At 65.6% G+C, this 15,114-nt stretch carries 11 protein-coding genes and 1 tRNA gene; 5 read left to right on the top strand and 7 right to left on the bottom strand.

The window, feature by feature from the left end; translation table 11 throughout:
• Positions 1-4: 4 nt before the first annotated feature.
• The 6 genes from KDK95_RS08010 to KDK95_RS08035 all read right to left on the bottom strand — a co-directional run bounded on the left by KDK95_RS08010 (position 5) and on the right by KDK95_RS08035 (position 6,151).
• A complete protein-coding gene (locus KDK95_RS08010; protein WP_212517391.1) occupies positions 5-1,066 on the bottom strand; it encodes a glycoside hydrolase family 26 protein in 1,062 nt (353 codons plus the stop codon).
• Positions 1,059-2,849, bottom strand: coding sequence for a glycosyltransferase family 2 protein (locus KDK95_RS08015; protein ID WP_212517392.1), 1,791 nt, complete (start codon positions 2,847-2,849; stop codon positions 1,059-1,061). Before KDK95_RS08015 ends, KDK95_RS08010 begins: the two co-directional genes overlap by 8 nt.
• A complete protein-coding gene (locus tag KDK95_RS08020; RefSeq protein ID WP_212517393.1) occupies positions 2,846-4,318 on the bottom strand; it encodes an ArnT family glycosyltransferase in 1,473 nt (490 codons plus the stop codon). Before KDK95_RS08020 ends, KDK95_RS08015 begins: the two co-directional genes overlap by 4 nt.
• A 501-nt stretch (positions 4,319-4,819) precedes the next feature.
• Positions 4,820-5,095, bottom strand: a complete 276-nt coding sequence (locus tag KDK95_RS08025) for a hypothetical protein (protein WP_212517394.1) — start codon at positions 5,093-5,095, stop codon at positions 4,820-4,822.
• A gap of 95 nt (positions 5,096-5,190) precedes the next feature.
• On the bottom strand, positions 5,191-5,550 hold the full coding sequence (locus KDK95_RS08030; RefSeq protein ID WP_212517395.1) for a hypothetical protein: 360 nt from the start codon (positions 5,548-5,550) through the stop codon (positions 5,191-5,193).
• 295 nt (positions 5,551-5,845) lie between these two features.
• Positions 5,846-6,151, bottom strand: coding sequence for a hypothetical protein (locus tag KDK95_RS08035; protein WP_212517396.1), 306 nt, complete (start codon positions 6,149-6,151; stop codon positions 5,846-5,848).
• Here KDK95_RS08035 and KDK95_RS37630 point away from each other — a divergent pair.
• The 5 genes from KDK95_RS37630 to KDK95_RS08060 all read left to right on the top strand — a co-directional run bounded on the left by KDK95_RS37630 (position 6,144) and on the right by KDK95_RS08060 (position 14,741).
• Positions 6,144-12,125 (top strand): RHS repeat-associated core domain-containing protein, encoded by a 5,982-nt coding sequence (locus KDK95_RS37630; RefSeq protein ID WP_212517397.1) that lies wholly within the window; start codon positions 6,144-6,146, stop codon positions 12,123-12,125. The genes KDK95_RS08035 and KDK95_RS37630 overlap by 8 nt on opposite strands.
• Positions 12,126-12,247: 122 nt before the next feature.
• Positions 12,248-12,679: a hypothetical protein gene (locus tag KDK95_RS08045; protein WP_212517398.1), complete on the top strand. Its 432-nt coding sequence runs from the start codon at positions 12,248-12,250 to the stop codon at positions 12,677-12,679.
• A gap of 52 nt (positions 12,680-12,731) precedes the next feature.
• Positions 12,732-13,145: a tyrosine-type recombinase/integrase gene (locus tag KDK95_RS08050; protein WP_212517399.1), complete on the top strand. Its 414-nt coding sequence runs from the start codon at positions 12,732-12,734 to the stop codon at positions 13,143-13,145.
• Positions 13,146-13,323: 178 nt separating this feature from the next.
• Positions 13,324-14,037, top strand: coding sequence for a tyrosine-type recombinase/integrase (locus KDK95_RS08055; protein WP_212517400.1), 714 nt, complete (start codon positions 13,324-13,326; stop codon positions 14,035-14,037).
• Positions 14,038-14,198: 161 nt separating this feature from the next.
• The gene (locus KDK95_RS08060) at positions 14,199-14,741 is read left to right on the top strand and encodes a tyrosine-type recombinase/integrase (RefSeq protein WP_212517401.1); all 543 of its coding nucleotides are present in this window, start codon (positions 14,199-14,201) and stop codon (positions 14,739-14,741) included.
• 108 nt (positions 14,742-14,849) lie between these two features.
• Here the strand turns inward: KDK95_RS08060 and KDK95_RS08065 are convergent.
• Positions 14,850-14,922, bottom strand: a tRNA-Lys gene (locus KDK95_RS08065).
• Positions 14,923-15,114: the final 192 nt, after the last annotated feature.

Here is a 15,114-nt window from a genome sequence, read left to right on the forward strand (position 1 = left end):
GGCACTACGGCGTTCTGGGGAATCCCCAGTCGGGGCCCTGCGCGAGTGAGGCGAAGGTTTTCGCGGATGTCGAATCCGAGTCGATCATCCAGTCGGTCTCGTTCTTGCCGGGCTTGTTGTAGTTGAACCAGACGAAGCCGAGCACGTCCGCGTGGTCCTCGACTCCGGTGAACAGGTTCTCGATCTCGGTCGGTTTCTCCGCGCCCGGCGAGACTCCGGTCTCCGCGATCAGGAACGGTTTCTCAGTGAACTCGCGCACCTGCTCCATCGTCGGCTCGAAGAGCGTCTTGAAGGTCGAGCGGCCGCCGGCGGTGGTGTTGTAGTAGCCGGTGAGCCCGACCCAGTCGACGTATGCGTCGCCGGGATAGAGCGGATCGAGCGCGATATTCGGCACGGGGTAGGTCACGTTCACGTCCCAGAGCCAGATCACGTTCGTGGCCCCGGCCTCGGCGAAGATGTCGTGGATGCGTTTCCACGCCTTGACGAAGTCGGCCGCGCTCGTCTGCTGCGTGCCCCAGGTGAACCAGTTGCCGTTCATCTCGTGCCCGAAGGAGAGCACGACCGGCACGCCGAGGTTCTTGATCGTCTGCGCGAGCGTCGTCGCGTACGCGTCGGAGGCTCCGGCGGCGATGTCCGCGATCGAGGGCTTCGTGGGCTCGAACTGGATCAGCGGCATGATGCCGTCGTTGTCGAGGTCCAGCACCCAGGTCTGGTTGAGCGGCTGGCCCCATGGCACGTAGTACGCGATCAGGTTGGGGCTCTTGCCGATCTTCTTCGTCAGCGCGGCCAGGTCGGTCATCGAGTTCGGCACGTTGTCCTGCGCGACGCCGAGGTACTTCTTAGTCGGGTTGATCAGAGAACTGAGGGCGGAAGTCGTCTCGCTCGCCGACGTTGTGGTGGTGGGGGACGACGCGGTGCCGGCCGGTGCTCGCCGTGTGCTTGAGGCCTTGGCCGCCGCCGTGATGGAACTCGGCGAGACCGGATGCGCATAAGCGTATATCAGGAACAAGCTGGTGGCTGCTCCGGCGACGGCGTATAGGCCGCGGGTGTAGGTGCGCTCACGCATCGATCGGGGTCGTCCACTTCGTGCCGAGGATCCTGAGGACGGTGACTAGGTAGAAGAGGGCAGGCAGGAATATCGGGGTGAACGCGGCGGTGTTCATGTCGAGCATGCGCCAGGCTGAGAGCGCGACGCCGAGTGCTCCGACGCCGAGGCTCCAGGCCCACAGGCCGATCCACAGGCGATGGTTGCTCTTCTTCTTGGCGCCGCTCGGCCGCCACGACATCTGGCGGCCGCGCACCGCGTCCCAGAAGGCGAAGATGTTCGACCAGCTGACGATCACGGTGACCGGCCACATGTCCGAGCCGCAGCGCACGCGGTGCCACAGCGGCGTGACCACGAAGGTGTAGAGCGCGCTCGGCAGCACGAGCAGGTAGTTCCGGATTATCACCTGGTGTGGTGTGACCAGGCACAGGATCACTGCGATCAGTGGGCTGAGGATCGTGAACATCGCGGTCTCGACGTAGTAGAGGAAGCCGACGATGTCGTAGAGCCGGGCCCGAAGCGGCATCTTGGTCGTCCAGAAGTTCCGGTCGGCCACGATGCTGATCGTCCCCGCGCACCAGCGATACTGCTGGCTGAAGAAAGAGTCGACGTCGGCCGGGCAGAGTCCGGAGGCGAGGTTGACGGGAAGGTAGCGCACTTTCCATCCGAGGCGGCGCAAGTCAATGCCGGTGTGCGCGTCCTCGGAGTGCGAGATCAGGGTGATGCCGCCGTTCTCGACGAGGGCGGAGCGCCGGTAGACGGCGTTGGTCCCGCAGCAGACCACTGCGTCGCGCTGGTCGCGGGCGACCTGGACGGCCCGGTAGAACAGCTCCTGCGAGGTGGCGGCTCCGCGTTCGATGAAGGTCTGCTCGCCCGCGTTGCGGAAGAACTGCGGTGTCTGCAGGATGCCCAGCTTCGGGTCGGCCTCGAAGTACGGCAGTGTCTCCATCAGCATCTCGGTGCTGGGCACGAAGTCGGCGTCCAGGATCAGGATGAACTCTCCCGAGGAACGTTCGAGGCCGTAATTGAGGTTGCCGGCCTTCTTGAACCAGCCGCGGTTGGGTCGTGAGCCGTAGCGGAATCCGAATTCGGCGGCCATCGTGGCCACCTCGTGCCGTGCTGCGTCGTCGAGAACGTAGGCTGTGGCAAGCCCCGGGTAGCCCTCCTGTAGGACGGCCACGTGCTTCCAGGTGTTGCGCAGCACCTCCAGGCTCTCGCCGCACACGGGGAGCATGATGTCGACGCTCGGGTAGGTGCTCGGCGTCCACCGCGTGACGAGTTTGCTGTGGGCCTCGAAGTCGAAACCGCGGGTACCCATCTCCAGCAGGAGCCGGATCACGATCACGACCGGCGTCATCATCACAACCGGGAAGAGCACCCACAGTCGCATCGAGTTCGCCAGGAAACCAAGCTGCGTGTACAGCATGAAAGGGGCGCTGAGGGTCATGCCGAGGATGAGCACCCACATGCGCCGGTTGTTGTAGAGGTATTTCTCGGTGCGCTGAGACGGCGGCTTCGGCAGGACCGTGCCCGTGGTCTTGACCGTGGCGGTGAACAGCTCTGGCCGCCACAGTTCCTCATCGCCGTAGGGGTCCTGCTCGCGTTCCCACGCCAAGGTGTCGCGGGCCGGCGCCCTGAGGCTCTTGAAGGGGATCGCCGGGATCCGTGACAGCAGGATGGTCTGCGCGCGATCCTCGGCGTCCACGATGGGCGCGTCCGCGGTGATGCGCGGAAGCAGGACGGTTTGCAGCGCCTCGGGGCCGTCCTGCTCTGGGGCTCCCGCGTGACTCGTCGGTGCGGTCACGTGCGCGCTCCGATCAGGGTCCAGATCTCGACGTCGGTGCGGCCGTAGCGGTCGTAGCTCGGGACCGACGTGCGCTGGTAGCCGTTAGTCGCGAGCATCTGGTCCAGCGCGAGATCGAGCCCGGGAGTGGCGTTGTAGTCGATGAACACGGCGCTGAAATAGCGCTCGGAGATGGCCGCCTGGTACGCGTCCACGCCGGAGAGCGTCTTGCCATTCGTTGCTGTGAAGGAAAGGCCGTAGGTGTCGCTCCAGGTGAAGCGGTTGCCCGCGTGGCCGAGGTAGTAGCGCTCCACCCACGGATCCTCGGCCAGGATGTGCGAGCCCGACGGGTACTCGGCGGTCGCGGCTACGAGCTGCTTCATATAAGTGGTCGAGGTCAGCCACTCGCCGAAGAACTCGTGCGCCTGGTTGGCGCCATAGCCGCCGAGCGCGCCGACGAGCGCGACAGCCGGAGCGACACGCCACCACGCGGTCCCGGCCAGCTTGTCGAGCAGCCAGCCACCCATCGGCGCGGCGAACAGCAGCCCGTAGCCCGCGTGCTTCTCCAGTGAGGTCAACGTGTGCAGCCGCATATCGCCGAGCGGGGCTATCAAGGCCGCGCCGGTAAGCACGGAGGCGAGCAACAGCCGCGACTTCCAGCCGAACCCGTCGCTCACCGGCGCCTTCGGCCCGTTGCCCTTCGAGGCCGACCGTCGCCGGCGCAGCACGAACCAGAGGGAGCCGAGCAGCGCGAGAGCCAGGATGAACCCCACATAAACCAGCGACCGATGCGCCACCTGGTGAACCGTGTTCGTCGCTGCGGGCCGAGCGAGCGTCGTCGTCATCAGGCCGGTCACGGACGCGGGCCCGGCCAGGCACAGCAGCGCGAATCCGGCGAGGAACATCAGCATCCCGAGCACGGCTCCGCGCGCAGCGGCCCAGCGCCAGCCGACCGAGGGGATCGCGCAGATCGCCGCGACCAGCACGATCGGAACCGCGTAGACCAGCGAGGTGTACTTGAAGGCGACCGCCAGAGTTGTGACCGCGGTGGTCTCCAGCATGAAGACCTTGTTCGTGCCCGAGCGCACGGCGAACCAGAAACCTGTAGCCAGCAGGAAGACCGCGGGCGCGTCGAACGTCGCCAGATGGCTCATGAACAGCACCGGGCCGCACAGCGCGAACAGGCTCGACCCCCAGATCGCGGCCCGTCGGCCGAACAGCAGCACCGTCGCGCGGTAGAGCATGACGGTGGCCCCGAGCATGAACACCAGGCTCAGATAGCGGGCAGTGGTGAGGCCGCCGACCGAGTTCGCCAGCGCGCCAAGCAGCGGGTACAGGTAGGGCGAGCCGGAGAAGAACGTCGCGTAGTCCATATTCGGCGCCGCGCCGCCGAATAATGAGGCCCATTCGGTGTGTCCAGCGAACAGGTAGCAGGCCTCATCGACGAAAGCGGTGTTGGTCAGCGTAGCCGCGATCGACACCTGGGCCACGAGCACGGCCGTAAGAGGCAACCGACGACGCCAGCGTGCACTTGGCCCAAGCTCACAGTGAGCAGTATCAGGCTTGCCCGACTCGGCCGATTCCGACTCATGCGCTTTGATACGGGGTATGAGAACCGTCTCAGACATCAGCGGCCTCAAGTACCCCACTATGTTGAGGAATCAAGCACGCCGATTCCATTGAATAGATGGCATAAGCCACTGGCCGACGCCCTCCCACACCAAGGCCGCAAGATGCCGTGCGGCACATGCCGGTCCGATCGCCACCCGCCACCGTGACGAAAAGAAATCACTTACCTGCCAGCGCGAGCGCGCGGCCATGCTACCGGCGGCGCAGCCCTTCGTAAAGCCGGATTCAAAGCTCCCGTCAGATACGGCGAAGGTGTCAAGGTGGGCGACAGCTCGCGATTACGACAGGCTTGCCTGCAATCATTTTCGCCATCGGAAAAGAATGCTGCAAAGGGTGCCGGAGAACTACTTCCGGAACTGTCTTCACTCGCCCTCTTTATCTCGGTCGCGTTGATCGTCCAGGCGCGCGAAGTACTCCGCCAACGCCTGCTCCACCAAGTACTGAGGGCTAAGGCCCTGCGCCGCGACCTCGGCCGTCAGCCGCTCGTTGTGCGCTGCGAGGATGCGCACGGTCAGCGGAACTCGGACAGGGCCGCGAGGGCGGCCGATCCGACGTCCCCGCGCCTGCGCACGGCCCTCCCCCTCCGGTTGCAGGGGCGCGATCTCGGTCGGTATCGGCGGATCGCTCCATGTGGGCATGGCGTGGTCCTTTCCATCTGGACACATCGGGGCAAACTGCCATTATTGCGATGGTTCGGCCGGGGCAATTGACTATAAATTCCAGTTTGGTGACGTCAAGATCTGCTGGAAGGGTCCGCCTGCATCTCGCCTGTGCCCTGCATCCGCCTGCGCTGACGGTCGAGTCGCTTGAAGTACTCCCCGAGCGCTAATTCGATGAGGTACTGCTGGCTCAAGCCCTGATGTTCGACCTCCGCGGCGAGCCGCCGGTCGTGCTCCTCAAGCAGGCGCACCGTCCTAGCGATGCGGTCCGGTCCCTTCGGCCTGCCGACCTTGCTGCCGCCCGGGTGCCCTTGGGGCGTGGCGGTGCCGGGAGTAGATTCCAATCTTTCGTTCATTCGCCCCTTTTTCTGCCGCATTCTTTCGACCCCCCAGCGCAGTTGGCGCGCGCCCCGTTCGTCTTTGATCGATATCAAACGGAGGACACTCGTGTCAACATTCGATGATTCATGAGGAAACTCATACGGGCTTAAGCTTTCCGGTTGTGATGCACTTCACGTCCGCGGTCGATCGTGCAAGGGGGAAGAGCCCGAAACGTGCGCGACCGGGCATTCGGCACGCCATACCGGCTGGCGGGACGGCCACCGCCGCTTGGCAGTAGCGAGATTTTCGCTACCGAGAATTCCGGCGAGAGCTTTGTCGTGTTCCTGCTGCGGATCTGTAGCCATTGTGTAACGGCTGGGGTTCTGGCTATTTTCCATGGTGCTGCGATCAGTGTCGCGTCGCCAGCGGCGCCGACTCTGCCATAGAGACACACGGGAGGGGTTGTTTCGTCATGCCTGCTTTTCCTGGGATGCGATGGAGGTCGAGAGGTGGGCGCCGTTGGCCGGCGCTCACCCGGCGCACCGCCTGGGCATCAGTCTTCGCTCTGATCGCCTCGACGGTGATGGCCGTCGTACCCGCCACCACCGCGCAAGCCTCGACATCAAAGGCCTCGACGTCGTGCTCGGCGTCGTCAGCGAGCGATGTGACCACGGCGACGATGCTGGCGAAGAAGTGCCACAAGTCCGTGAGCATCAGCGCCGATCAGACGGCCTACACGCAGGTGTCGGCGAACAAGAACGGCACACTGACCTACACGTCCTCGGCCACACCGCACTGGGTTAAGCAGAGCGGCTCCTGGGTATCGGCCGACGCCGATCTGGTGGTGAACAAGGACGGTTCGCTCGCGCCGAAGGCCGCAGAGTCCGCCCTGAAGTTCTCCGGCGGTGGCGATACCACGCTGGTCACGGCCACGACGAGCCAGGGTTCGATGGCCGTGACCTGGCCCTCGAAGCTTCCGACACCGTCCTACGACGGTGCATCGGCAACCTACGCGGACGTGCTGCCCGGGGTGAACCTGGTCGTCACGGCGGAGGTGACTGGCGGCTTCGAGGAGTCGCTGATCGTCGGGAACGCCGCGGCCGCGAAGGACCCGGGCCTGTCGAAGCTGGTCCTGGGCATGTCGCTGAGCAAGGGGCTGACCAGCAGTGCGGACAAGTCCGGCAACGTGACGGTAAAGAACGCCAAGGGCAGGGCCGTGTTCGCCTCGCCCGCGCCGCGCGCCTGGGACTCCTCCAAGCACGCGAAGCCTGTCGCGGTCCCGGTGACGTACTCGGCCGGCAAGGCCACGATGACCGCACCGAGCGCGTTGCTGGACTCTGCGACCACGACCTTCCCGGTGATCATCGACCCGTCGTACACCGTCTCGCAGGCCTGGGAGGGATACGGCGAGGACCAGTCCGCGTATCCTACGGCGGCCGAGCTGAACGCGACCTACAACGGCGAGGTCAACGTCGGCTACGACGGCGGCGGCACCGACCGCGGCTACTACGTGTTCGGCCTGCCCTCCGCCGCGGACGGCACCACCACCGATGTGCTCTCCGCGACGGTGAGCCTGACCGCGGTGGCCACCTACACGAACAGTTCGGTCGCGCACACGATCGACGCGTACTACACCAGCCAGTACTCCTCGACCTCGACGTGGAACTCCGCACCGTCGAACCTCGCCGGCCCGGAGGCGGTGAACTTCACCACCGCCTCCACCGCTCCGAACCAGACCGTGTCGATCGACGTCGCCTCATGGGTGCAGACCGACCTGGACGCCTACGGCTGGCAGTTCTCCCTCGGCCTGATCAACGCGAGCGAGACCGACACGAACCAGTACGTCTCATTCGCCGCCTACCCGACCCTGTCCATCACCTACGACCAGGCGCCGTACCAGGTCGACGCGAGCGACGTCTCGCTCAGTCCCCAGAACTGGGCCGCCGACGGCAACCTGTACACCTCCTCGCTCACCCCGACCTTCCAGGCCTACTCCACCGACCCGCTCGGCAACGAGATCGCGTACGAATTCAAGGTCGAGCAGGGCTCGACCGTGATCGAGGACAACACCAGCGGCTACTACGCCTCCGGCGCCACCGGATCGCTCACCTCGGCTACGACGTTGAGCAACAACACCACATACGACCTCTACGTGCGCGGCTACGACGGCACCGAATACGGCGCCTGGTCGAACGCGCAGGTCTTCACGACCGACGCGACAACACCGGTCGCGCCGAGCGTCACCTGCACCGGCTACGCATCAGGCACCTGGACGGCGCTGATCTCCGGCGGCGACTCCTGCTCGTACTCGGACTCGACCTCGCACATCGAGGGCTACATCTACGAACTGCAGAACGGCACGAGCACCCCGACCTGGTCGTGGGTGACCGGGTCCAGCGAGACGGCCACGATCGACCCGACCGCGATCGGCCTCTACACCCTGACCGTCATCCCGACCGACGACGCGGGCGTGCAGGGATCCTCCACCAGTTACGTGTTCGGCGTCGGCACGAGCGGCGCGATGCTCGCCCCGTCCGACGGCTCGCAGACCGCGTCCTCGATAAACCTGCAGGCAGCTGCACCCGGCGCGTACACGCAGGCGACGTTCAAGTACCGCCTTGGCACCTCCGGCTCATTCACGACGATCCCGGACCACGTCGTCTACCAGTGCAACTGCGCAGTCACCTTCCCGGTATCCACCAGCACGAACGCCGCTGGCGTGCAGACCGCTTCACTGACGTGGTATCTCAACCGCACCATCGCCGACGACGGCCTGATCCAGGTCGAGGCGGTCTTCACCGACTCTTCCAACGACACGCTCACCACTCCGCCGGTCTCGGTCACTCTGTCTCGCACTGGCTCCGGCGCCGACTTCGGCACGACCACGGTCGGACCGGTCACCGTCGGCCTCCAGTCCGGCAACGCCGCCATGTCCGCCAGCGACGTGAACATCTCGTCGTACGGCGCCGCACTGACGGTCGGCCGGACCTTCAACTCGGTCAACCCGTCGGCGTCGGGGATCTTCGGTCCCGGCTGGGTCTCCAGCATCGGATCCACCCAGGCCTCGAACTGGTCGTCTGTCACCGACTACAGCTCCTATGCCGTGTTGACCGCCGGCGACGGATCGACGTACACCTTCACCGAAGGCTCCACGAGCGGATCGACCGTCTCCTACACCGCGAACGCGTCTGCGGCATCCGCCGGTCTGACGCTGACGAAGAACACCTCGTCCGCCGTGTTCGACCTGACCGACTCCTCTAACAACGTCACCGCGTTCGCGTACTCCGCGGCCAACGCCGACTACGCGCCCTCGACGATCACTTCGCCGGGTACGACGAGTTCGACCGGCATCGTCTACAACTCGGCCGGCGATCCGGTGCTCGTGGTCGCTCCGGACGCGGCGTCTTCCTCCGCGCCGACCACGGCGTGCCCGAGCCCGGCGTCCTCATCGACGTGGAGCGCCGGTTGCCGCGGACTGTCGTTCACCTACAACTCCGCGGGTGACGTCTCCGAGATCGACTTCGTGTACGTCGACAACTCCGGAACCTTCCACGACACCCCGGTCGCCGACTACAGCTACGACACGACCGGGCGAGTCGCCTCCGAGTGGGACCCGCGCCTGTCCACCCCGCTGGCGACCGGCTACACCTACGACGAGACCTCCACCGACGCCGACTACGGCCGCATCACCGCCTACTCCCCGGCCCAAGCCTCGGGATCGGGCGCACTCGCGTCCTGGAAGTTCACCTACGACGACACCGCGACCGACGTCAACTACGGCAAGGTCATGACCGTTGCCCGGACGCACTCGTCCGCGTACGGCGGCACGACGGCCACCGACACGATCGACTACGAGGTCCCGCTGACCACGTCCTCCGGCGGTCCGCTCACCATGGATACTTCCACCGTAGCGACCTGGAGCCAGACAGACGTGCCGACCTCGGCCGTCGCAGTCTGGCCCGGTGGATACACGCCGTCGTCGACCACCTCGCCGACGGCGACCGACTACGAATACGCCACCATCGACTACTTCGACGCCAACGGCCGCCAAGTCAACACCGCCTCCTACGTCAACGGCGCGTGGGCAGTGGACACCACCCAGTACGACAGCGACGGTAATGTCACCAGTACGCTGACCGCCGCGAATCGTGCGACCGCACTGGCGTCCTCATCTCCCGCATCCGAAGCGACGGCACTCTCCACAATCAACCAGTACGCCTGCGACGACTTCGGCACGATCGACACCTGCACAAGCTCTGACGCGTCGTACGAGGTCGAGAACGACAGTTACGGTCCGGCGCACACCGTAGACGTGGACGGCACCGACGAGACCGCCCGCGACCACACCGCCTACACGTACGATGCGGGCGCGCCGAACTCCGACAAGAACTCCAGCGGCGCGCCGTACAAGCTGAAGACGAGCGAGACGACCTCCGCGAGCGTCGGATCGACTATCCCCGGATCGTCGACCGCGGACAGCCGTACCAGCGAATTCGTGTATGCGTCCGGTTCGGATGACACCGGCTGGACGATCGGCGAGCCACTTCAGACGATCACCGACCCGAGCGGCCTCGCCATCACCTCGACGGCCTCGTACAACGAAAGCTCCTCGACGTACAACGGCGACAACCTGGTGATAGACAAGGACCAGCCCTCCGACAGCAGCGGCGGCACCGCCGGAGACACGCACACCGTGTACTACACGGCGAGCGCGAACAGCCAGGTCTCCGCGTGCGGCAACGAGCCCGAGTGGGCGAACCTCGTCTGCGAGACCTACCCGGCTGCGCAACCCTCGGACACGACGACCATCCCGACGGTTTCGTACACATACAACGACTACCTCTCTCCGCTGACCGAGACCAAGACCTACGGCTCGACCGGCACCGAGACCGTCACCTACACCTACGACGCCGCCGACAGGCAGACCAAGCAGGCCGTCGCGGTTTCCGGCACGGGCATGGGCACCGCTCCCGCGACCACCGTGACCGTCTACAGTTCCGCGACGGGCGCGGCTACCGACAGCGAGACGCTGACCTCGTCCGGCACGGTGGCTACGGACAACAACTCCGCGTACGACGACTTCGGACAGCAGGTCTCGTACACCGACGCCAACAACGAGACGACGACGTACTCGTACAACCTCGACGGTCAGGCGATCACGCGAACGACGCCGTACGACACGAGCACAGTCACCTACTCTCCGGGCGGCCAGGCCACCAAGGAAGTCGACTCGCTCGCCGGCACGTTCACGGCGACGTACAACGCCGACGGCGCGCTCCTCACGCAGACCTATCCCGACGCCACTCTCGCGACGTACTCGATCGACCCCAGCGGCACGGCAACACAGTTGACGTATTCCAACAGCAACTGGGCCAGTTCGATCACGGACTCGATCACAGCCAACTCCACAGGAGATTGGACGACCGAGAGCGGGCTGAACGATACGAAGTCGTACACATACGACAAGGCGGACCGGCTGGTCAGCACCGCGGACACGAACGCGGGATCGTGCACCACGCGTGACTACACGTACGACGCGGACACCAACCGGACCAGCCTGACCACGTACGCGGCGGCCAGCAGCGGCGCGTGCCAGACCACGACGGCGTCCACTGCGGAAAGCTACACGTACGACGCGGCCGACCGGCTCGAGTCGACCACGGAATCCGGAACGACGAGCACCTACGCGTATGACACCCAGGGCGATGTGACCACGACGCCGTCGGCGGACGCTGGCGGCTCAGGCGACCTGACGGCGACGTACTACGCGAACGGCCTTGTCGACACCCAGACACAGGCCGGTGTGACCGACACCTACACGCTCGATGCCACGCTCGACCGCTATGCGACCGAGGTGAGCTCGTCCAGCGGGTACACCACGACCAATGACTACTCCGACGGCGGCGACTCGCCGAGTTGGAGCACGACGAACGGGTCGTGGACGGCGAGCGTCAGCGGAATCGGCGGAAGCCTCGGTGCGCAGGTCACTGAATCCGGCACGGTCACTCTCGACCTGGCCGACCTTCGCGGGAACATCATCGCAACGGTCAACCCGAGCAGCGACACCGCTCCGACCGCCACGTACGCCTACACCGAGTTCGGTAGCACGGAAAGCTCCTCCGCAGCCGCCGAATACGGATTCCTAGGCTCCAATCAACGCGCCGAGACGAACATGGGCGGCACCGTCCTGATGGGCGTGCGTGTCTACAACCCGAACACCGGCCGCTTCCTGGAGACGGACCCGGTACTCGGCGGCAACGCCAACCCGTACGACTACGTGTTCCAGAACCCTTTGACCAACTTCGACCTCAACGGAGAGTTCTGCTGGTCATGGCACTGCTGGGTGACGAACCTGTTCAAGGCGACGGTCTTCGTCGCGGCCTCGGCGCTCGGCGGACTTCTCGCGGCATTGTGCGACGGGCTCAGCGACGGCGTGTGCGGAGTGATCAATGGCCGGATATTCGGGGCGGTCTGGGCGATGGCTTCGTCGATCGTGACCGACTGGTCACACAACCAGAGCAACTACAATACGTACATCGAGGACGCGCTCCTCGCCGGCTTGTCCGCGCTGGTCACCAGTGGAGTCTCGAACTTCTTCAAGAATCGGCCCAGGGTGATCACGGGCCTGAGAGCGGACATCATCATCATCGCCCACGATTTCGGCAAATACATCAGAAGGTTCTTCTAGTGCGCAGATCGGATTCGAGCACGACGTGGCGGCGTGAAGTCCTCCGCTTCACGCTAGCGCAGACCGCACTCATGCTGGGAGTGATCCTGGTGGTGGCAGCCGTCGCTGTCGCGATCGTGGCCGTGGGCGGCGGCGACCTGCCCGTCAGACTTGCAGTCGGGTTCTCGGCGGCATACGCCGTCGTCAGTGCCCTGGACTCGGCGCGTCACGTCGCCGCCTTCCGCGAACACCGAGAGAACCTGCGCGAGGGCGACCTGTCCTGGCGCCCGAGCAGGACCGTCGTGCGTCACGGCGGGTCGGAATTTGATCTCGGCGAGATCTCGGCCCGCTGTGCGGCGGAGCTCGGCGAGGACTGGCAAGTGCAGGACGCCTCGGCGGATTCCGCGCTGCTGCGCAGGCGGCGCCGACCGCCGCTGAGCCTCGCGATCTCCGTCGAGCGGTCCGACGATTCGGTGCGGGCCACGACCCAGGCCCGCACCGATTTCTGGCGGCGACCGGATCGCGGAACGGCCTTTCGGGCGGTGACGACGGCCACCGAGAAGATCAGCGACTGACGAGCGGCGACCGTCAGTGCACGATCAAGGCCCCGGCCACGCCCAGGAGGGCGTGGCCGGGGAGCGCCATAGCTCACGAGGTTCTCCTGCCGAGCGCCAGATCCAGCAGTACGACGGCCGGGTAGTGCAGACTCCGCCGAAGACCAACTGTTCGCGCCGCGCGGTCGCGCTCGACGTCATGACCGCGAACATGTCGCGCCGCCACCGTGTGCTTCAGCGCGGCGAGGCGCGATCCCTACGGCGCTCGCCCGCGGGCTATGCGTCGACGAACGAGCACAGCGATCCGGCCACACCCGACTATCTGACCCGCCGCTTCGCCGAGATGCTGGGCGAGACGGACTTGCCACCGATTCGCCTCCACGATCTGCGGCACGTCGCGGCCAGTCTCGCCATCCAGGCCGGGGCGGACCTGAAGGTGATCCAAGACCAGCTCGGACACTCCTCCATCGTGATCACCGCAGACTGATGCACCCCGACTCCACGCAACACGGGGCACATCATTTGCAACCGGGCTTCGCTCGGATGGTCCATACGAGCTGCGCTGTAGGAGCGAACTCGGTACGTCGTCCAGCCGTTGTCGTTGCGATCGGGGCATGGCTCGGGTTGGCGCACACCGCGCCGCCAATCCGAGAGCAGGAGCAGTGATGAACGCTAGCGGCAGTGTCTACAAGCGGTGCGGTTGCCGACAGGAGGACAGCGCCCGGAAACTCGGGCCGCGCTGTCCGAAATTGTCCAAGCCCGGCCACGGAAGCTGGTACATAGCGCTCGACGTCCCTACGGCCCGGGGCGGGCGCGAGCGGATTCGCCGTGGCGGCTATCCGACGCGTGCCGCGGCCGAGCGGACCCTGATCGACCTGCGCGGCACCGAGCGACCCGGTACCGGGATCGTCACGGTCGAGATGTGGCTCAATCGTTGGCTGGAGACGACCTCGAGGCTGCGTGAGTCGACCCGGTGCAGCTACCTTCAGTTGTGTCGCAACCATCTGATCCCGTACCTCGGTCGCATCCCGCTGCGCGATCTGACCGGCCTGCAGATCACCGGGATGCTGGAGTCGGTGCGCCGGTACAGCGTGGCGAGCAAGCGGCCGGTCAGTGACGGAACTATCGAGAGGATCTACGCGACGCTGCGCGCTGCCCTCAACGCGGCCGTGCGCCAGGGGCTGATCGAGCACAATCCGGCACGCCTGATCCAGCAGGCTCGTGCACGCCGCCCGCACGCGGTGGTGTGGACCGAGACGCGGATCAATCAATACCTGCTCGACGGACAGCGACCTGCGATGCAGTATGGACCGCCGCGCAGACCGCCCACTTCCTGCACACAATCCGCGAGCACCGGCTCTACGCCGCATACCATTTGATCGCGCTGCGCGGGCTGCGCCGCGGGGAAGCAGCCGGACTGCGCTGGTGCGACATCGATCTCGACGGTCAAGCCATCACCATCCGCCAGTAGATCCAGCGTGTTGACGGACACCTGGCGCAGTGCCCGACCAAGACCGAGTCCTCCTGCCGCACCATCGCCTTGGACCGCACCACCACCGCCGTCCTGCGCCGCCACCGCGCCAGACAGCAGGCCGAATCCGTGAAAAACGGCACTATGCCCTCCGGGTACGTCTTCACCAACCTACGTGGCGCACCGCTGAATCCAGACCGGCTCACCCGCCTGTTGTACGAGTTCATTGCCGCAGCGGGCCTTCCTCCGGTGCGGCTTCACGATCTCCGTCACGGCGCCGCCAGCCTCGCCCTACAAGCCGGCGCCGATCTCAAGGTCGTGCAAGACCAACTCGGCCACTCCTCCATCGTCATCACCGCCGACACCTATGTCAGCGTCCTGCCCGACGTCGCCCGGCAGGCGGCCGAAGACACCGCCACCCTCATCCTCCAGGCGGGCCGCCTCATCCCCGGCACCAACCGCCCCGCCGGTCGCAGCGCTCGACGAAACCGCGCAAGAACAGGCCCGGCACCGCGACCAACACCTCACCGCGCAGGAGTCGCAAGACTCCCGCAGCGTGATCAAGAAATAGGCGGGCGTGGCAGACGACTGAGCCAACCCTTGACCAGATAGCGAGACGGCCGTCTCATGCGCCCCGTTCGCGCACCCTGGACACACCCCGGCCCCACCGCACAACGAGGCCGGATGCTTCACAGAAGCATCCGGCCTGGTCAAAGCCTGTGCGCCGTCAGGGACTTGAACCCCGAACCCGCTGATTAAGAGTCAGCTGCTCTGCCGATTGAGCTAACGGCGCGTATCGCCACTCCCAAGTGGCCGTTAACGGCCGCTTAAGGAGTTTGTGCGGTGCGGGTAAGAGATTACCGTAGTTCCGGCCGGGGCGGAAATCGGTATGGAGTTGCGGTCTGACCTGCGGTTTCGTGGTCGGGTCGGCGATCGGAGTCAGGGGTGGGTGGGGCGGAAGCGGCGGAGGCGGAGGGAGTTGGAG

This window comes from Actinospica acidithermotolerans (genome assembly GCF_018139625.1).
GTDB classification, from domain to species: Bacteria; Actinomycetota; Actinomycetes; order Streptomycetales; family Catenulisporaceae; genus Actinospica; species Actinospica acidithermotolerans.

Coding starts and splice junctions, on each gene's coding strand:
- KDK95_RS08010 (WP_212517391.1), bottom strand. CDS start 1,066: ATGCGTGAGCGCACCTACACCCGCGGCCTATACGCCGTCGCCGGAGCA.
- KDK95_RS08035 (WP_212517396.1), bottom strand. CDS start 6,151: ATGCTCACGGACTTGTGGCACTTCTTCGCCAGCATCGTCGCCGTGGTC.
- KDK95_RS08025 (WP_212517394.1), bottom strand. CDS start 5,095: ATGCCCACATGGAGCGATCCGCCGATACCGACCGAGATCGCGCCCCTG.
- KDK95_RS08055 (WP_212517400.1), top strand. CDS start 13,324: ATGAACGCTAGCGGCAGTGTCTACAAGCGGTGCGGTTGCCGACAGGAG.